Annotated in this window: 18 protein-coding genes; 15 read left to right on the top strand and 3 right to left on the bottom strand. The window is 32.3% G+C overall.

Translation table 11 applies throughout. The features are described from left to right. Positions 1-138: 138 nt before the first annotated feature. The gene (locus HNR33_RS19260; RefSeq protein ID WP_429086707.1) at positions 139-1,176 is read right to left on the bottom strand and encodes a M42 family metallopeptidase; all 1,038 of its coding nucleotides are present in this window, start codon (positions 1,174-1,176) and stop codon (positions 139-141) included. Positions 1,177-1,460: 284 nt separating this feature from the next. On the opposite strand from HNR33_RS19260, the gene HNR33_RS19255 reads away from it, so the two are divergent. From HNR33_RS19255 to HNR33_RS19235, 5 genes are all read left to right on the top strand, one after another. Further along, complete coding sequence (locus HNR33_RS19255; protein WP_429086704.1) at positions 1,461-1,865, top strand: NUDIX hydrolase; 405 nt, start codon at positions 1,461-1,463, stop codon at positions 1,863-1,865. A gap of 71 nt (positions 1,866-1,936) precedes the next feature. Further along, entirely contained in the window at positions 1,937-2,929 is a 993-nt protein-coding gene (gene whiA / locus HNR33_RS19250) for a DNA-binding protein WhiA (protein ID WP_429086702.1), read from the top strand. Beyond that, complete coding sequence (locus tag HNR33_RS19245) at positions 2,898-3,164, top strand: HPr family phosphocarrier protein (RefSeq protein ID WP_429086700.1); 267 nt, start codon at positions 2,898-2,900, stop codon at positions 3,162-3,164. Before whiA ends, HNR33_RS19245 begins: the two co-directional genes overlap by 32 nt. A gap of 172 nt (positions 3,165-3,336) precedes the next feature. After that, on the top strand, positions 3,337-4,413 hold the full coding sequence (locus HNR33_RS19240; protein ID WP_429086697.1) for an HD-GYP domain-containing protein: 1,077 nt from the start codon (positions 3,337-3,339) through the stop codon (positions 4,411-4,413). 119 nt (positions 4,414-4,532) lie between these two features. Further along, complete coding sequence (locus HNR33_RS19235; protein WP_429086694.1) at positions 4,533-8,027, top strand: DNA polymerase III subunit alpha; 3,495 nt, start codon at positions 4,533-4,535, stop codon at positions 8,025-8,027. Here HNR33_RS19235 and HNR33_RS19230 read toward each other — a convergent pair. Continuing rightward, entirely contained in the window at positions 8,024-8,461 is a 438-nt protein-coding gene (locus HNR33_RS19230) for a phosphatidylglycerophosphatase A (protein WP_429086691.1), read from the bottom strand. The genes HNR33_RS19235 and HNR33_RS19230 overlap by 4 nt on opposite strands. 115 nt (positions 8,462-8,576) lie before the next feature. On the opposite strand from HNR33_RS19230, the gene HNR33_RS19225 reads away from it, so the two are divergent. From HNR33_RS19225 to HNR33_RS19200, 6 genes are all read left to right on the top strand, one after another. Beyond that, positions 8,577-8,768 (top strand): hypothetical protein, encoded by a 192-nt coding sequence (locus tag HNR33_RS19225; protein WP_429086689.1) that lies wholly within the window; start codon positions 8,577-8,579, stop codon positions 8,766-8,768. 96 nt (positions 8,769-8,864) lie between these two features. Next, positions 8,865-9,824, top strand: coding sequence for a 6-phosphofructokinase (gene pfkA, locus HNR33_RS19220; RefSeq protein WP_429086686.1), 960 nt, complete (start codon positions 8,865-8,867; stop codon positions 9,822-9,824). 12 nt (positions 9,825-9,836) lie between these two features. Further along, entirely contained in the window at positions 9,837-11,594 is a 1,758-nt protein-coding gene (gene pyk / locus HNR33_RS19215) for a pyruvate kinase (RefSeq protein WP_429086684.1), read from the top strand. A 105-nt stretch (positions 11,595-11,699) separates the two neighbouring features. Next, positions 11,700-12,122 carry an acyl-CoA thioesterase gene (locus tag HNR33_RS19210; RefSeq protein ID WP_429086682.1) on the top strand — a complete coding sequence of 141 codons (423 nt, stop codon included), beginning with the start codon at positions 11,700-11,702 and terminating at the stop codon, positions 12,120-12,122. Between the two features lies 1 nt (position 12,123). Further along, the gene (locus HNR33_RS19205) at positions 12,124-12,519 is read left to right on the top strand and encodes an FxsA family protein (protein ID WP_429086679.1); all 396 of its coding nucleotides are present in this window, start codon (positions 12,124-12,126) and stop codon (positions 12,517-12,519) included. Positions 12,520-12,530: 11 nt separating this feature from the next. Beyond that, positions 12,531-13,541 (top strand): aldo/keto reductase, encoded by a 1,011-nt coding sequence (locus HNR33_RS19200; RefSeq protein WP_429086676.1) that lies wholly within the window; start codon positions 12,531-12,533, stop codon positions 13,539-13,541. Positions 13,542-13,650: 109 nt separating this feature from the next. Here the strand turns inward: HNR33_RS19200 and HNR33_RS19195 are convergent, their stop codons facing one another. Continuing rightward, complete coding sequence (locus HNR33_RS19195; RefSeq protein ID WP_429086674.1) at positions 13,651-14,994, bottom strand: GerMN domain-containing protein; 1,344 nt, start codon at positions 14,992-14,994, stop codon at positions 13,651-13,653. A gap of 198 nt (positions 14,995-15,192) precedes the next feature. On the opposite strand from HNR33_RS19195, the gene rlmD reads away from it, so the two are divergent. The 4 genes from rlmD to HNR33_RS19175 all read left to right on the top strand — a co-directional run bounded on the left by rlmD (position 15,193) and on the right by HNR33_RS19175 (position 19,522). After that, positions 15,193-16,554, top strand: coding sequence for a 23S rRNA (uracil(1939)-C(5))-methyltransferase RlmD (rlmD, locus tag HNR33_RS19190; protein ID WP_429086671.1), 1,362 nt, complete (start codon positions 15,193-15,195; stop codon positions 16,552-16,554). Positions 16,555-16,975: 421 nt separating this feature from the next. Further along, complete coding sequence (locus tag HNR33_RS19185) at positions 16,976-18,091, top strand: C45 family autoproteolytic acyltransferase/hydrolase (protein ID WP_429086668.1); 1,116 nt, start codon at positions 16,976-16,978, stop codon at positions 18,089-18,091. A gap of 80 nt (positions 18,092-18,171) precedes the next feature. Next, complete coding sequence (locus tag HNR33_RS19180; protein ID WP_429086665.1) at positions 18,172-19,098, top strand: GyrI-like domain-containing protein; 927 nt, start codon at positions 18,172-18,174, stop codon at positions 19,096-19,098. Between the two features lie 97 nt (positions 19,099-19,195). After that, the gene (locus HNR33_RS19175) at positions 19,196-19,522 is read left to right on the top strand and encodes a helix-turn-helix transcriptional regulator (RefSeq protein WP_429086663.1); all 327 of its coding nucleotides are present in this window, start codon (positions 19,196-19,198) and stop codon (positions 19,520-19,522) included. Positions 19,523-19,747: the final 225 nt, after the last annotated feature.

The following is a 19,747-nucleotide window of genomic DNA, read 5'->3' as shown; positions in this document are numbered from 1 at the left end:
TCTAAGGCTTTTAGACCCTTGTGTCCTAGCCTGATAAAAAGAATCAGGCAATATATTGAAATGCCCCAAAATCCTAAAATTATAGGCAAAGAAATTAAACTCATAACAGGGAAACCATTCATATATATTCTCTCCTTACTAAGATAATAAATAGCTAACAGCTAACTTTATTGTATTTTCAATTGCATCACTATGTGTTCTTTCATGAGAATGTGATGCATCTACACCAGGTCCTATGAGTCCATGCTTGAATTCCCATCCAGCTCTCATAGCAGCACTTGCATCAGAACCATAAAAAGGATAAATATCAATTTTATATTGGATATCATTGCTCTTAGCTATTTCAACTAATTTTCTTTTTAACTCCAAGTCATATGGTCCGCTAGAGTCTTTTGCACATATAGTAACGCTATATTCATCTGAAGTTTGCCCATCACCAGGAGCAGCCATATCTATAGCTACGAATTCAAAGGTTTTTTCAGGTAAAGACGCTGACGCTCCATGACCAACTTCTTCATAGTTACTAATAAAGAAGTTGGTAGAATATTTAAGAGCTAAATTATTTTCTTTTATATATTTTGCAGCACCTAATATTGCAGCTACTCCTGCTTTATCATCTAAATGTCTTGACTTAATAAAACCACTTTTAGTTACTATTGCTCTAGGGTCTAGAAAAACATAGTCACCTACACAAATGCCAAGCTTTTCAACATCATCTTTATTTTCTACCTTTTCATCGAGTCTTATCTCCATAGTATCTTCTTTTCTCTCAAGCTTGCTGGTTTCACTGCCATGTACATGAGTTGAAGCCTTAGTTGTTACGATTGTGCCAGTAAAAGTGTTGCCATTAACTGTTTCTACTGTACAATACTCACCTTCAACTGTATTCCATGAATAACCGCCTATTTGTGTAATCTTTATTCTTCCATTACTTTTAATTTCTTTCACCATTGCACCTAATGTATCAACATGGGCTGAAAGAGTTCTATGCTTGCTGTCATTCTCACCTTTTATTGTTGCCACAAGAGCTCCTTTAATCGTTCTATATGTATCAATTCCTAGTTTATTAAATTCATTTTCTACTAATTCGATTACTTGTGCTGTATTGCCCGTTGGACTTGGAGTTCTCAAAATCTCTACAAGTCTATCTAGTGTGTAATTCATATCAATATTCATATTTAATACCCCCTATACTAATAATAAAAGTAACATAATTCTATTCTATATCACTTATATAAAATAGTAAACGAAAGTCAATAAAACAATTATTTGTATAAGAATTGTTTTTTTATAACTAAATAAATTCATCATGCTACAAATTCCTTGCTTAGTGTAGTTGAAAGATTTTAACTAATATGATAATTTATTTGTATAAACTTTTCTATGCGACGACTGTTTATCCGATAACTTACAATTGAACTGAGTCTTTGTTAATCATAGAATATAGGAGTGTGGCCAATATGAGACATGAAGTTAGTGCAGGAGGAGTGGTTGTATTCGGCAATGCTATACTTCTCTTAAGAAAATATAATGGTGATTGGGTTTTACCTAAAGGTAAAGTAGAGGCCAACGAAGATTTTGATTATACTGCTACTAGAGAAGTACTAGAAGAGGGCGGAGTTAAAGCTAATATAGTAAAATATCTTGGTAAAATACATTATAGCTTTAGAAATACTAGAGAAGAGGATGAAATAGTTAATAAGACTGTTCACTGGTTTCTTATGGCTACAAGGAGCATGGAGTGTACTCCACAGAAACAAGAAGGTTTTGTGGATGCGAGATTTGTTCATATAGATAGGGCAGCTCAGCTAGCAAAGTACGATGACGAAAAAAAAATAATTGCAAAAGCAATTCAAGAAATATAATTTTAAGCAGTTATTATTTTAGTTATAGTATATTTTTATTGTTATAAGAATAACTTTTAGGGGTAGATTATATGTCATTTTCATCAATTACAAAAAATGAGTTATCAAGAATGAATGTAGAAGAAAAATGTTGCTTATTAGCCGAATTAGCTGCCCTTATACGAATGAGTGGATCAATTCAAATAGGTGGATTAAATAAGGTAAATCTAAAAGTTTCAACTGAAAATGCAGCTATTGCAAGGAGAATTTTCACTTTATTAAAAACTCTTTATAATGTTCATACAGAGGTCATGGTAAGAAAAAATAAACAGTTAAAGAAAAACAATAACTATTTAATGATCGTAGATTATAGAAACGATGCAGAAAAAATTTTAACTGATGTAGGAATTCTTAATAGAGATAAGAAGCAATATTATAAAATTAACTATGGAATTCCAGAAGAGATTGTTCAAAACAGATGCTGTAAAAGATCTTATATAAGAGGAGCATTTCTAGGAGGAGGCTCCATAAGTAACCCTGAGAAGACATATCATCTTGAATTTGTAACTCATAGTCAAGAACATAGCGAAGACTTGTGCAATCTTATCAATACATTTGGCCTAAATGCTAAGATTGTAGTGAGAAAAGAAAGTTATGTGATTTATCTGAAAGAAGGAGAGCAAATAGTAGATTTGCTCAATATTATAGGAGCATATTCTGCTTTGCTTAAGCTTGAAGATATAAGGATATTAAAGGAAGTTAGAAACAATATAAATAGAATAGTAAATTGCGAGACAGCAAATTTGGGGAAGACTATCAATGCATCTATCAGACAGATACAGAATATTGAGTATATAGATAAGGCAATGGGTATTGATAACTTACCCGAAAATTTAATTGACATTGCTCGATTGAGACTTGCACATAGAGAAGCAAGTTTAAAGGAGCTGGGAATGATGCTTAGTCCTACTGTAGGAAAATCAGGCGTTAATCATAGATTAAGGAGACTTGAAGAGATTGCAGAAGAATTAAAGGAGAGGAGGATAAATAAAAATGGAAACAAGAAAAGTAACAATAAAAAATAAAATAGGTCTTCATGCTAGACCTGCTGCACTGTTTGTTCAGACATGCAGTAAATATAAGAGTGATGTTTATATAGAAAAAGACGGAAATAGAGTTAATGCTAAGAGTATTATGGGAATAATGGCGTTGGGAGTGGCTCATGGCGAAGAAATAAATATAATTGTAGAAGGTTATGACGAAAGAAAAGCTATAGATGATATTGTGGACTTAGTTGAAAATAGACTAGAAAAAGAATAGGATATCCTATTCTTTCTTCTTTTTTTGACTAAATACGTGTATAGCTATAGGCCTAAAATACTAAGTTTTACATAATATAAGAAATATATGCAAAAAAGTGGTACTATAATAGAGGAGTTTATGATTTTGTATCGAATCTTGTATTGGTCAACTAAAATTAAAGGAGAAAGCTATGATTCTAATTTCGACTGACAGGCTTAAAGAAGGAATGATAGTAGGTCAAGCTATTTATACTTCTAGTGGTGTTATACTTTTAGAAGAGGGTATAGAACTTAAGTATAGATATATTGAAAAGCTAAATGAATTAGGAATAAGCAGTATTTACATAAATGAAAGCTTGACCGATGATTTAGAGCTATACCAGATTGTTAAAGAAGATACCAAAATTGAAGCTTTAACTATGATGAAGAGCATTATGAATGATGTAGCTTTATTTGATGATGCAGATGCATCTAATGTTGCAAATACAGTCAGTAAAATAGTTGATGGGCTCTTAGACAATGATGATATATTGATAAATTTAATTGATATTAGAACAGTAGATGATTATACATTTGGGCATTCAGTTAATGTTTGTATTTTATCCTTAGTTACAGCTATTAGTTTGGGATATGAAAGAGAACAACTAATTGATTTAGGAATAGGAGCAATTCTTCATGACATAGGAAAAACACAAATATCTATTGATATACTTAATAAACCTTATGAACTAACATTGGATGAATATAAGGAAATAAAAAAGCATACATTGCTAGGATATGGAATACTTAAAAAATTGAAAACTATAAGTAATGAAGCTATAAATATTGCTTTATTACATCATGAAAGATATGATGGAAATGGATATCCAAATAATCTTAAAGCAACTAATATCCATGAATTTGCACGAATTGTTTCAGTTGCAGATGTATATGATGCGCTGACAACAAATAGAGTTTATAGAAAACAAATCAATTCAGATATAGCTATTAATTATTTATTGTCAATGGCGGGAAGCCAATTTGATGAGAAAATGGTTGAAGGCTTTATGAAAAGTGTAGCAAAATATCCACTAGGTAAAGGCGTAGTGTTAAACTCAGGAGAGAAGGGCTATGTAATAAAAAACAGAAAAGAAAATATAAATAAACCCATTGTTAAAGTGTTATATGATAAAGAAGGAAAGATTTTGGCATCTCCTTTTGAAGTGGATTTACTCCATAGTACTTCATATGCTATATGTAGATCAACCGATGATATAGATTTGAAATAATATGGACAAAATTATATATAAGTTATTGAAATTGTAACAGAAAAATAGTTTTGATATAATTAAGATAGTGGAATTCACTATCTTTTTCTTTTTATTTATCACATAAGGATGTGAGTGTTTTGATAGATACAGTAGATAGAAAATTTGTTCACCTTCATGTTCATACTGAATACAGTTTATTAGATGGAGCTGCTCGTGTTAATAAATTAATTGATAAAGCAAAAGAGTTAGGCATGGATAGCATTGCTATAACTGATCATGGTGTAATGTACGGTATAGTTGACTTCTATAAGACAGCAGTAAAAAAAGGTATCAAACCTATACTTGGATGTGAGGTGTACATTTCAAAAGGAAAATATACTGAAAAAGACCTGAATAAAGACAAGGGCCAATACCACTTAGTACTTCTTGCAGAAAACGCTAAAGGATATTCTAACTTAATGAAAATAGTTTCTGAAGGATTTATAAATGGTTTTTACTATAAGCCAAGAGTAGATTATTCTATTTTAAAGAAGTATAGTGAAGGCATAATAGCATTAAGTGCTTGTTTAGCAGGAGAAGTTCAGCAGCATTTATTGAACAATAATTATGATAAAGCTAAAGAGATTGCGTATATTTATAATAATATTTTTGGTCAGAACAACTTTTATTTAGAATTGCAGGACCATGGTATAAGAGAACAAAAGCTTATTAACCAGCAATTAATAAAGATAAGTAAAGAAACAAATATACCGCTGGTGATAACAAACGATGTACATTACATCAGTAAAGAAGATGCAAAGATGCACGACGTTCTTCTATGTATACAGACTGGTAGAACTGTTGATGAACAGGATAGGATGAGATTTCCTTCAACTGAGTTTTATGTAAAATCTTATGATGAGATAAAAGACTCATTCCCCAATATGGAAGAAGCAATAAGCAATACTGTGAAAATTGCTAAAAGATGTAACGTAGAGCTTGATTTCAATACTCTTCACTTGCCAGAATATAATGTGCCAGAAGGATATAACAATTCTCAGTATTTAAGAAAGCTATGCTATGAAGGATTAAAAATAAGGTATGATATAATAACAGACGAAATAAACCAAAGGCTAGAATATGAGTTAGAAACAATTGAAAATATGGGATATGTAGACTATTTTCTCATAGTGTGGGACTTTATTAAATATGCAAAGGATAACGATATAATGGTTGGCCCTGGAAGGGGCTCAGCAGCTGGAAGTTTAGTTTCATATACTTTAGGAATAATAGATATAGACCCACTAAAGTATGGACTGATTTTTGAAAGATTTTTGAATCCTGAAAGAGTCACAATGCCTGATATAGACATAGATTTTTGTTATGAGAGAAGAGAAGAAGTAATTGAATATGTAGTAAAAAAATATGGTGCAGACAGAGTTGCACAGATAGCTACATTTGGTACTATGGCTGCAAGAGCTGCAATAAGAGATGTTGGTAGAGCTATAAATATGTCTTATGGAGAGGTTGATTTCATAGCTAAACAAATACCTATGGAAATAGGCATGACAATCAATAAGGCTTTAGATATGAACAAAAAGCTTAAAGAAATCTATGATGAAGAGGATAATGTTAAAGAGCTTATTGACGTGGCTAGGGCAGTAGAAGGGTTACCAAGACATACATCTACTCATGCAGCAGGAGTAGTTATATCAAAGCTTCCAATTACTGAATATGTCCCTTTATCGAGAAATAATGACAGTATTAATACTCAATTTACTATGACACAACTAGAAGAGCTAGGTTTATTAAAAATGGATTTCTTAGGATTGAGAACTCTAACTGTTATTAGAGATGCTGTAAGATTAATTGAAGAAAGCCATAATATAAAGGTTGATTTCTCTGATTCTAATTATGATGATCCTAAAGTATATAAGATGTTTGCCAAAGGTGAGACGTTAGGAGTATTCCAGTTTGAAAGCTCAGGCATGAGACAATTCTTAAAGGAACTTAAGCCAACCGGATTTGAAAATATAGTGGCAGCTAACTCGTTATTCAGACCTGGACCTATGAATCAGATACCTAGATATATAGAGAATAAAAACAATCCATCATCAGTTAAATATGCGCATAAAAAGCTTGAACCTATATTAAACGTAACTTATGGTTGTATGGTATATCAAGAGCAAGTAATGCAGATAGTTAGGGATATTGGTGGCTTTTCTATGGGACGCTCTGACCTTGTTAGAAGAGCTATGGGCAAGAAAAAGATGGACGTAATGGAGCAGGAAAGAAAGCATTTCATATATGGTAAACAATTTGATAATGGACAACTAGAAATTGTAGGTGCAATTAGAAATGGCGTAGATGAAGAAACAGCGAACAAGATTTACGACGATATGATAGATTTTGCAAAATATGCATTTAACAAATCACATTCAGCTGCGTATGCTGTTGTTGCTTATCAAACTGCATGGCTAAAGACCTATTATCCTGTAGAATTTATGGCAGCTTTAATCACAAGTATAATGGGTAATACTAACTCTGTATCTCTATATATACAAGAATGCAAGCGACTAGGCATAGAAGTTTTACCTCCTGATATAAACGAAAGTTATTCTAAATTTACAGTTTCTAATGGAAGAATAAGATTTGGTCTTGCCGCAGTTAAAAATGTTGGTGCCGCTGCTATAGAATCCATAGTGAAAGAGAGAGAAGAACGTGGCTATTTTACTAGTTTTATAGATTTCTGTCAAAGAGTTGATTCTAATGCTACTAATAAAAGGATGGTAGAAAGCTTAATAAAATGTGGAGCCTTCGACTCTTTGGGAGCTAATAGAGCACAGCTACTTGCAGTATATGAAAGGATAATAGATGGAGTCCATCAGGATAGAAAAAGAAATATTCTAGGACAATTCTCTTTATTTGATGCAATGCCATTAGAAGAAACGACTACACTTAGTTTTGATGTTCTTCCAAATATAAGAGAGTTCCCTGAAAAAACTTTACTTTCTATGGAAAAAGAGATGATAGGGGTATATATCAGCGGTCATCCACTTTCATCATATGAAGATGATTTGAGGGAAATTTCTAACACAACTAGTGCGGAGATATTTGAGATAAAAGAAGAATTGGATACAGATAAAAATGAGTCAGGACTTAAAGACGGAAGTCGTGTAGTTATTGGTGGTATAATTATAAAAAAACAAAATAAGATAACTAAGAATAATAATATGATGGCATTCGCTACATTAGAAGATTTATATGGAACAGTTGAGCTAATAATATTTCCAGCAACATTTGAAAAATATAATAAACATATTTATGAGGATAGCTTAGTGATAGTTGAGGGAAGACTTTCAGTCAGCGAAGAAGATGACTCAAAGATCATATGCGAAAGTATAAAACCTTTAGTAAAACTCAGAAAAGAAAAGCTATATATAAAAATGTCCCAAGATAAACCTGTAGCTTTGTTAGATCAAATAAAAAGAGTACTGCGCCAGTATAATGGAACAGTACCTGTATATGTATATTTAGAAAAAAATAAGAAAACAATAATAGCTGAGAGAGACTACTGGATAGATATAAATAGCAAGGAACTAATCAATAGACTTGAATCAATGCTTGGGGAAGATTGTATTAAGGTTTGCTAATATAGGTCTATTGCAGCAGCGGAAGCTATAGCACACAATACATCATCTAAGAATTTAATAGAAGATTTGTTTCCTATTATCTCTTTAATTTCAGCTGTCTTTTCTTTTTGGAGATAGCTGAAATTAATTATGGCCTCAGAACCAAATACATTCATTACGGCTAATGCTAAAGATTTATCTAGACAAAACAGTGTGTCATCTTCTGAAAGCATATTTTGAATAGGCTCTGGAAAAAGATTACTTTCAGCATAAATATCTAACACTAAACCAATTGCAGCGAAATCTTGTACTTCTTTAATAGACAGTACATTCATTATGGAATCGTGATAACTATAATTTTCATTATTATTTTTTTTCAATATGCTCACTATTTTTTCTATTTGTTGAATAGTAATTTCTCTGCTTTCAAGTAACTCAACTATAAAGTTAACCATATAAATCCCTCCAAGAAATTTGTGAGTAAAAATTTATAATTATATGTTATAATATGCTTAAAGGAAATATATTGTTCATAAAACTAAAGAATTTCGAAACTTTGGAGGTCAAAAAATGTGGACTGCAGTTTATATGATAGAAGGCATCGAAGCAGCCAAAGACATAGAAACAAAACTACAAAATGAGGGATTTTTAGTGAAAGTTAAACCTTTTTCTAAGGAAGGGGATGAGATTTTATATAAAATACTTGTTCCAGAGTTTGAAGCTGACGAAGTTCAATCAGTTTTATTAGACTTAGGTTATTAATTTTTTTAAAAATATAATTACCATCATTATGAAGTTAATTTTTAATAACGATGGGACATTTTACGACCGCCATGGTCAAAATAAGGAGGAGGGTACATGAAAACAATTGGTGTTTTAACAAGTGGTGGAGATGCTCCTGGAATGAATGCAGCTATTAGAGCTGTTGTAAGAGCTGGTATTTATAATAATACTAGAGTGATGGGTATAAAACAGGGGTATAATGGATTAATAAATGGACAAATCGAGGAGATGAATTTATCTTCTGTTGCAGATATAATACATAGAGGCGGAACGATATTGAGAACTGCAAGATGCGAGGAGTTTACGACAGAAGAAGGTAGGAACAAAGCACTAACTGTCTTAAGAGTTTTTGGAATTGACGGGTTAGCAGTAATCGGAGGAGATGGATCGTTTAAAGGGGCTAGAGAGATGAGTAAGCTAGGTATACCTACTGTTGGAGTACCTGGAACCATAGACAATGATTTAGGATATACAGATTTCACAATTGGTTTTGATACAGCTATTAATACAGTTATAGATGCAATTAGTAAAATAAGAGACACATCAACATCACATGGAAGAGCAAATATTGTAGAGGTAATGGGTAGACACTGTGGAGATATAGCGCTAAATGCAGGACTAGCAGGTGGGGCAGAAAGTGTTCTTGTACCAGAAGAGGGTTTTGATGTAGATGATGTATGTAAAAGACTGATTCAAGGTAAAAATAGAGGTAAACTGCATAGCATAATTATGTTAGCTGAAGGAGTAGGAAATGCATACGAATTAGGGAAAGAAATACAAGGTAACACTGGTATTGAAACTAGAGTAACTATATTAGGACACTTACAGCGTGGAGGCAGTCCTACTGCATTTGACAGGATAATAGCTAGTAAAATGGGAGCTAGAGCAGTAGAATTATTGTTAGAAGGAAAATCATCAAGAGTAGTTGGAGTAAAAGGTAATCAGGTTATTGATTTAGATATAGACGAAGCACTTTCTATAGAAAAGCAATTTGATAGAGAGACTTATAATTTGACTAAAATACTTTCTATATAGGAGTGATATCATATGAAAAAGACCAAAATTGTATGTACTATAGGTCCAGCTTCAGAAAATGAAGAAATATTAGCAAAACTTATAGCTAACGGATTAAACGTAGCTAGACTGAATTTTTCTCATGGAACACATGAAGAGCACCAGAAAAGAATAGATACAATCAAAAAGGTTAGAGAACGTCTTAATATGCCAATAGCAATAATGCTTGATACTAAGGGACCTGAAATCAGAACAAGAGATTTTGAAAATGATATTGCAGAACTATCAGAAGGTCAAGAATTTATTATTACTACTAGAGATATCTTGGGTAATAAAGAAATTTGTAGTGTAACATATACAGGATTACCGAAGGATGTTGATGCTGGAGACAGCATTCTGATAGACGACGGACTAATTGAACTACAAGTAAAAGAGGTATTAAACGATACAGATATAAAATGTATAGTTAAAAATCCAGGGCCAGTAAAGAATCATAAAGGTGTCAACGTTCCTGGAATAAAAATAAATTTGCCTGCTATAACCAGAAAAGATGTTGATGATATTGTATTTGGAATACACAATGGAATCGATTTTATAGCTGCCTCATTTATTAGAAAAGCATCTGACGTAATAGAAATAAGAAAAGTGCTTGAAGATCATAAAGCTGGAAATATACAAATAATATCTAAAATAGAAAATCAAGAAGGTGTAGAAAATCTTGATGAAATAATACAGGTATCTGATGGTGTAATGGTTGCAAGAGGTGATTTAGGAGTAGAAATTCCTGCTGAAGAAGTACCTCTTATTCAGAAAACTATAATTAAGAAGTGTAATGAAGCTGGTAAACCTGTTATAACTGCTACTCAAATGCTAGACTCAATGATTAGAAATCCTAGACCTACTAGAGCAGAAGTCACAGACGTAGCTAATGCAATTTTTGATGGAACAGATGCTATAATGCTTTCTGGAGAAACAGCTGCTGGAAAATACCCTGTTGAAGCTGTAAAGACTATGTCAAACATTGCCTTAAGAACTGAACACTCATTAGATTATAAACAGATGTTAAGTACAAAAACTATAGGTAAAGACATTACTGTTACTAATGCTATAAGCCATGCTACGTGTGCTACAGCACAAGATTTGGGTGCAGCAGCTATTATAACAGCTACATCTTCTGGCTATACGGCAAGAGCAGTATCAAAGTTTAGACCTAATTCCCCTATTATAGCAGCAACTCCAAAACAGGATGTAATGAGAAAGCTTTCATTGGTTTGGGGTGTATGTACAGTTCTGTCAGATAATACAAGTTCAACGGATGATGTAATAGACCTTTCTGTACAGAGTGCTCTTGAAAAAGGCTATATAAGTGATGGAGATTTAATAGTTATAACTGCAGGTATACCAGTAGGAGTTGCTGGCAGTACTAACTTAATCAAGGTTCATATAGTAGGTGAGATATTGATTAAGGGCACTGGAATTGGCAACAAATCAGCTACTGGCAAGGTGTGTATCGCAACAGATGCAGATGAATTGAAAGATAAATTTAATGATGGAGATATATTGGTTTCTGTAGATACTGATAAGGATATGGTTCCATATATGGAAAGAGCAGCTGGGATTATCACTGAGCATGGAGGATTAACTTCACATGCTGCAATAGTTGGGCTAAATATCGGTAGGCCTGTAATAGTTGGAGCTGGAGAAGCTACTGAGATTCTAAAGGACGGTCAAACTGTAACAGTAGATAGTATTAGAGGATTAGTATATAGAGGAGAAGCGAAGGTACTATAAAACTTCGTTGTCAAAAAGGGAATGTAATTGCATTCCCTTTTATTTATATGAATAAATTGGTATAATTTAAATATGAGTTTTTATTTGATTTTTGGAGGGAACAATATGGTAAATGAAACAGTCATTAGAGTTAGATATGCAGAAACTGATCAAATGGGTATAGTATATCATGCAAATTACTTTACATGGTTTGAAATAGGAAGAACTGAGTTTTTTAGAACTTTTGAAATGGATTATAAGACATTAGAAGAAAATGACGTATTACTTCCTGTAATAGACGTAGGATGTAAATATATTATATCAGCAAAATATGATGATGAAATTATTATAAAGACGAGAGTTACAAGTATTAAAGGAGTAAAGCTTAAGTTTAATTATGAAATATATAGAAAGTCAGATGATGTGTTGTTATCAGAAGGGTACACTTTACATGCTTTTGTCTCAAAGCAGCTAAAGCCGGTAAATTTAAAAAAGAAGTTTAGTGGTATATGGGATAAATTAAATAAAAGTATAGAGGAGGAAAGCTGAAATGCTTTTTAAGCTTATTTTATTCTTTACATTAACTCCTATTGTTGAGCTGTTCATACTATTTCAAATAGCAGAGGTTACAAGTGCATGGACGACCATTGCTTTAGTATTAGTAACTGGTATAGCTGGAGCATATCTGGCTAAAAGTGAAGGAAGAATCATAATAACTAAGATAAAATCTGAATTAAACGAAGGAAGAGTTCCAGGTAATCAGCTAATAAACGGTTTATGTGTATTGATAGGAGGGGCGTTTTTGTTGACTCCTGGAATACTTACTGATATAGCTGGCTTTACGTTAGTTCTTCCTGGTACTAGAGAGATATACAAAGCATTTATAAAAAGAAAGTTTTCTAAAATGATTCGAGAGGGAAATATAAATATCTACTTTAGAAAATAGGAGGGGGAACTATGCAGAAGAGAGTTCTTGGGAAAACTGGATTTGAAATTTCAGCAATAGGCTTTGGTGGCATACCAATACAAAGAGTAGATAAAGATATTGCAATTAAGCTAGTGGAAGAGGCATATCGTCAGGGGATAAACTTTATTGATACTGCAAGAGGTTATACTGTAAGCGAAGAGTTAATCGGATACGGCCTAGAGAAAACGGGCAGAGATAATTGGATAATAGCTACTAAATCAATGTCAAGAGATTATAAATCTATGAAAAAAGACATAGAAATAAGCTTAAAGAATCTAAGAACTGACGTTATAGATTTATATCAGCTCCATAATGTAAGAACTGTAGATGAATATGAAAAGATTATAGGAGAGAATGGAGCGCTAAATGCATTAATTGAAGCAAAACATGATGGCAAAATTAGAGAAATAGGAATAACAAGCCATGATTTGAATATATTAGAAATAGCCCTAAAAAAGGAAGAGTTTTCAGCAATACAATTTCCGTATAATCCGGTTGAAAGACAGGCAGAAGAGTTATTTAAAAGGGCACACGAATTAGGTCTAGGAATAATAGTTATGAAACCATTAGCCGGAGGAGCAATAGTTAATGCCGAACTATCATTGAGATTTATTTTAGAAAATCAAAACATATCCGCTGTAATACCAGGTATGGATAGTATAGAGCAGATCCTGCAGAATAGTGCTATAGGAAATGAATACAAAGCGTTAACTGATGAAGAAAGGCGTATAATACTAAAAGAAGCAGAAGAGCTTGGAAGTGAATTCTGTAGGAGATGTGGATACTGTGCTCCTTGTCCACAAGGCATAGATATACCTACTCAATTCTTATTAGAAGGCTATTATTCAAGGTACAATCTAAAGGAATGGTCAAAAGAAAGATATACAGTTTCCGCACATAAAGCAAGTGACTGCATAGAGTGTGGTGCATGTGAAACAAGATGTCCATACGATCTTCCAATAAGGAAAATGTTAAAGAAGGTTTCAGTTAATTTAGGATAATATGTATAAAATATTTGATTTTAGTCTAAAATCAAAAATATCTTATGGAATAATAAGGGTATACTGATTCTAATTTTTTAAGCACACCTAAGAGGTGTGCTATCTTTTTTTATTCACTTTCAGTTTCTGGATTTATATATAGTGGTCTACCTAATGGAGATGAAAGATCAACACCTGAAAAAGTATAAATAGGTTTATTATCTACTGATATTAATACATCGTCGATATCATCAATGCTTGTAAATGAGTAAATGATTGAATCAAGCATTAATCTCTGTAAATTTTCATTCTTTTCGTAAGCATTGACAAATTCACTATTAAAATTCAAAGCTATAGTATTATCATTTATCTTATAGTCTATCAACTCAACATTATCAGGTATAGTATTTGATAAGCCATAGTATTTATCTTCTTTTAAAGTTTTAAATATAGCGTGTGCCTTTTTCTGTACGGTAGATTCTTCTGTTATTTCTTTAACAGAGCAATCAACTAAAAAATATCTTGATGTTGTATTATAAGCTAAGTATGCTTTATTACTATTATCTTCTTCTATTGCTTTAGTTATTGTATTACCATTGAAAAAGATATCAGCTTTATTGTAGTCTACTAAAAATCTAATTTTATCTATATTTTCAAAGCTAGTAATAGACTTTATAAATGAGTTCATTGCAATTTCACTTTTAACAGGATCTTGAGTATATATTTTTTCTTTAGATGGAAGATCGACATAAGCAGTTGAACCTTTTATAGATATGTAATTATAAACTCCTATTGGCGGATTTAAGCTAAGTCCTAATTGAAGAGAAGGACCTTTTCTTAACTCCTCGATCAATGTAGTAAGAGGCTTTTTATTGTAGTCAACGTATCTTGTAACACCGATCAATTGTTCTATTGAATTTTCAGTATCAGAAAAATAAAGAGTAAGTGGCATTTTATTTTCAGGTACATTATTTGTAGCAGGTATGTAACGTGCATTACTTTCATAACTTATATTTAGCATTAGTGGAGCCACGCTATATTCTGAATCAGATATGTTTGGTACTATTGAAAAGCTGTAGCTACCATTTGGAAGCTTCAATTTGTTTTGCGAAATATCTACTGAAACGCTATATGGTGTATCCTCGGTTATTTCAATAGCAAGTGGTTTATTGCTATCAATTTTATGCATATAATGAGTTTTGTATATTTCATCATCTCTGTATATAGTTGCTTTTAATAAATAGTCTTCGCTGAAGTCTAAAACTACATCCTTGTTAGCTTTATACTTTACTGTTATGTTATTTGGATTGTATAACTGTTCAACTTGGTCATTTGTAACTAATAATATGTCAGTTATCTCATCATTTAATGCAGAAGAAGAAGTATCTAATACAGGACATGAATTTATTGAAATACCAGTAGCAGCAAAGCATATCAATAAAATTATAGCTATATTACCTAAAGCTCTGAACATAAAATCCCCCCTTGTGCTTGTCCTAATCCCGTTAATTATATTTTATATCAATAATTTACAAAAATAAACCATTATTATGCGTCAAAATGTTGCAAAATGATATACATTTCTTTATATTAATGTATATATGTATAAAACCTACAAATTATAGCAATAAAGATACTGCACATATTTGCAGAAAATGAGAGGAGAAAAACAATGAGTTTACCAGTTAATAGAAATGATATTGTTGAAGTTGAGATTATAGATATAAGTCATGAAGGAACAGGTGTTGCAAAAATAGATGGATTTACTGTTTTTGTTGAAGGAGGATTATTAGGGGATACTGGAAAAGCAAGGATAATTGATATTAAAAAGAACTTTGCATTAGGTAAGATGATAGAGATAACTAATCCTTCTATGTATAGAGTAGAGCCTAAGTGTTCTATTTCTAATATATGTGGTGGCTGTCAGCTACAAGGACTTAGCTATGATGCACAACTAGAAATAAAAACTAATAAGGTTATTAATGACATGAAGAGAATAGGAAAGCTTGATGATGTTATAATTCATAAGACTATAGGAATGGATAAGCCATTTAGGTATAGGAATAAGGCACAAATACCTGTTGGATTAGTTAACAATAAAACTTCCATAGGCTTTTATAAAAAAGGTAGTCATAACATAATTGATACAAATTCATGCATAATTCAACATAGTATAAGTGATAAAGTAACAGAAGTAGTTAGAGAGTATATGAGCCAATACAAAGTAATGCCTTATGATTCAAAGTCTGGAAAAGGTATAGTAAGGCATATATTGACTAAGATATCATTTAAAACAACAGACACAATGATTGTAATTGTAACAAATGGAAGAAAACTTCCCTACAAGGATGAGCTAGTAAACAAGCTGAAAGAAAGTATACCAAACCTTAGGAGTATAGTTCATAATATAAATAGTAAGAGAACTAATCAGGTGATGGGACCAAAATCTATTACTATTCATGGAGATGATAAAATAGTTGACTACATAGATGAGCTGAAGTTTAATATATCTCCAGAATCATTTTTTCAAGTCAATTCTATACAAACAGAGGTATTATATAACAAAGCTTTGGAATATGCAGAACTAAAAGGAAATGAAATCGTATTTGATATATATTGTGGAATAGGAACTATATCTTTGTTTTTAGCACAAAGAGCTAAAAAAGTATATGGAATAGAGGTAGTAAGTCAGGCGATAAAAGATGCAAAGGAAAATGCAAAGATAAATGGAATAGATAACGTTGAGTTTTTTGATGGTACTGCAGAAGAAATATTCCCTATGCTTTATAAGAAAGGAATAAGAGCGGATGTAATAGTCCTAGATCCACCTAGAAAAGGCTGTGATCAGTCAGTCCTTGACACTATAGTTAAAATGCAGCCTGAAAAAGTAGTATACGTCTCCTGCAATCCATCTACATTAGCAAGAGACCTAAAATATCTAGATGAGAATGGGTATAAAACTGTGGAAGTACAGCCTGTGGATATGTTTCCGCAGACAGGGCATTGCGAGGTAGTAACACTGCTTGTGAAGTAAGTAGTGTACGTCTCTTGTCAAGCTTGCCCAAGAAGACAAGAGAAGTGAAGGCTGATTGGCAGCAAGCTACGACTGAGAATATAATTCTGATGACATCTAGTACCTCAGAGGCGAAAAAGTAGAAAGCTACCACAACACGTAGTGGTTTGAGAATGGTTTTAAAGTAGGAAATGAGCAAAAAAGCACCGTTTCTTGTCCACTGAGTGATTTATAGTGATATGGGATAATTTGGGCGATGACTTGATAAAAACAGCTCCTTTATATCCTTTCCCAATGTTCATCTATTGACAATTGAACATAATATTAAATCCACTTTGTGAAAAGTCAATTAATGTTCGTTATGAAAAGTAAGTTTCGCAGAAAATATCAAGTATCTATACTCACCTTACTATAGAATAGTATCGAAAGGAAAGGTGAGTATATGAAAGAAATAAAAGCATACTACAAAACTTTAAAAGGAAGTAATTATGAAATCGGCACACAATTAGCAAGGTGGATGTTATTAACTCCAGAGAAGATGCAATCTGCAGTGATGCCACCAGATGTTTATCCACAGAATAAGTTAAACGAAATTGAGGAACTTCTCGATGTATATGGGCCTGGAATCAATGATGAAATCCAAGGATTTGCTGACACTATAGGTATTCCAAAAGGACAAGCTTTGTTTTATGCCATGACTTATTTGGAACGAGGTTGCAGCATGATGGCTGCACTTCCAAGAAAGTCAACAGAAGGTCATACAATATTGGCGCGTAATTATGACTTCTCAGATTCCTATGACGACTTGTGTTTAGCAACTACAGAAATTGTAGGTAAGTATAAACACATAGGTTCCTTGGTAAATTTATTTGGTAGATGTGATGGTATGAACGAATGTGGACTTGCTGTTTCTCAAGCTTCTAATGGGATGCCCGTTGGCAATTTTGAAGGTGGACAAAAGCCTGGTTGTACCGGTTTGCAGTTCTGGATCATTATTCGAAACATTTTAGAAAACTGTAAGGATGTAAATGAGGCAATTGAATATGCCAATAGAGCACCTATTGGCTATAACATAAATCTAATTATTGCTGATAAATCTGGTACCATTGGATTGTTTGAAAGCTTAAATGGACAAAAAGCTCATAAAATATTAAATCAAAATTCCACAGAGGATTATATTAGTGTTACAAATCATACTGTACTAGAACAATTAAAATATTTTGAGCCTATTATGATAGAGAATTCTCTTATAAGAAACCAAAGTATAGAAAATGTATTTAACTCTAAACACTTAATATCTAAAGACGACATAAAAGAATTATTAACGGAAAGCTATCCAAAAGGTTTATGTTGTCATTATTATGAAAATTACTTTGGTACTTTGCGTTCTATGGTATTTGATGTTACAGATCTTACTTTAGAAATGACTTTTGGTACTCCACAAATGAACGATTGGCATACGTTCAACCTGGATAATGTTCGAGATAAGGAGTTTAGTATGAAAATACCATATGAGAAAGTAACCAAAGATTTTTATAATATAGTACCAAGATTCTAGTAGCAGTTTGATTTTTCTTATTATGAAGAAAACATTATAAGTATAATGTAAATAAATTCATTAGAATAGGAGGTCTACCATTGGATAACATACGTAACATTGAACAAGCAATTATATTTGTTGAAAAGAACTTATATGAACCTATCTCTGTGACTGATGTTGCTCGTGTAACTTCCTATTCCTATTTTCATTTTCATAGATTCTTCTTTGTAGTAATGGGTGAAACAATTGGTAGTTATATCCGTTCCAGAAGATTAACAGAAGCTGCAAAAGAGCTTTTGTATTCAGAGAATCGGATTATAGATATTGCGTTATCCCTTCATTTCGAATCTCATGAAGCATTTACTAGAGCATTTAAGAAAAGGTATGGTGTAACCCCAAAGCAGTACCGAATGAATCGTGTTGAGACATTACTTGGTCATCGAATAGAAGCTAACATAGATGAGTTATACTATCGTAAGAATCAGGTGTTACAGCCGGAAATCGTAATGGTTCCAGATAAAATTATGGTTGGAATAAGATTTACAACAAGTGTTGCGGACAATAAAAGCGTACTATATTGGGAACTATTTAATGATAATATTGCAAAAATGAAAGGCATTTTATTAGACTCACCCCGTTATGGAGTATTTGAATGTAGTGATTCTTGTACAAATGATGAATTTAATAAGAATACGGAAGCTACTGGATTTATTGGAATTGAATTGCTGGAAGATAATGAATCTAGTTTATGGAGTGAAATTAAAGCAAATTTCGAGTTAAACGAAAAATATAGTCTTGGAAATAATGTAGTGATAAAGAATTTTAAAGGTGGAAAATATGCTAAGTTTACTCATGTGGGTAGAATAGATACCATATATCAGACTTATTATTACATATGGGGAACTTGGTCTTCTAATAATAATATAAAACTGGATATGCGCGATGATTTTGAATGTTATACAGAACGATTTCTAGGAGCAGAGAATGAAAAATCACAAGTTGACATTTATTTTCCGATAATATAATGCTGATGATTAGTATTACCCCCCATGCCGTCGTACTGCACATAAGGAAGGGATGCATATTAATGGCAAATAATGATAATATGTTAGCGATTTTTTGATGCTTAACTCAGGAACTAAAATAACTGCAAAGCTAATAGCTGAAAAATTGGAGGTAAATATACGAACTGTTTACCGTTATATTAATTCTCTATGTGCCAGTGGAGTACCGATTATATCAGACTCAAGTCAAAACGGTGGATATAGCTTGATGAACAATCTTATTCAAGCACCATTAATTTTTGATATAGAAGAACAAAAAACGCTCCTTCATGCTGCAGTATTTGCAAGAGAAGCAGGATATTCTTTTAATGAGGCTTTAAGCAGAGCAAATGAAAAATTGAAAGTATATTCAACCTTCTTATGGAACGGCTGTTCAGGTAGTTGAATAGCAGAGTTGCAAGCAAAAACTTGTTTCCGTGGCATCGGAATTTATGGAATACTATCAAATAACACAGCTTCACTGACAGTCGATGTCAGTGAAACTGTGTTATTATGGTGATAATAATTTTTAGATATAGGTAATTGCGAAACTCATGATTAAAAGAGGTGTAGAAAGAACCTATAGATGTAGAAGTGAATTTTTAAATGTAAACTAATGTGTTTTATGCAA

The sequence above is a fragment of the Brassicibacter mesophilus genome (genome assembly GCF_050433385.1).
GTDB lineage: Bacteria > Bacillota > Clostridia > Tissierellales > Proteiniboraceae > Brassicibacter > Brassicibacter mesophilus.
The sequence above is the reverse complement of the archived record's forward strand: the minus strand, read 5'-3'. Positions and strand labels throughout refer to the sequence as shown.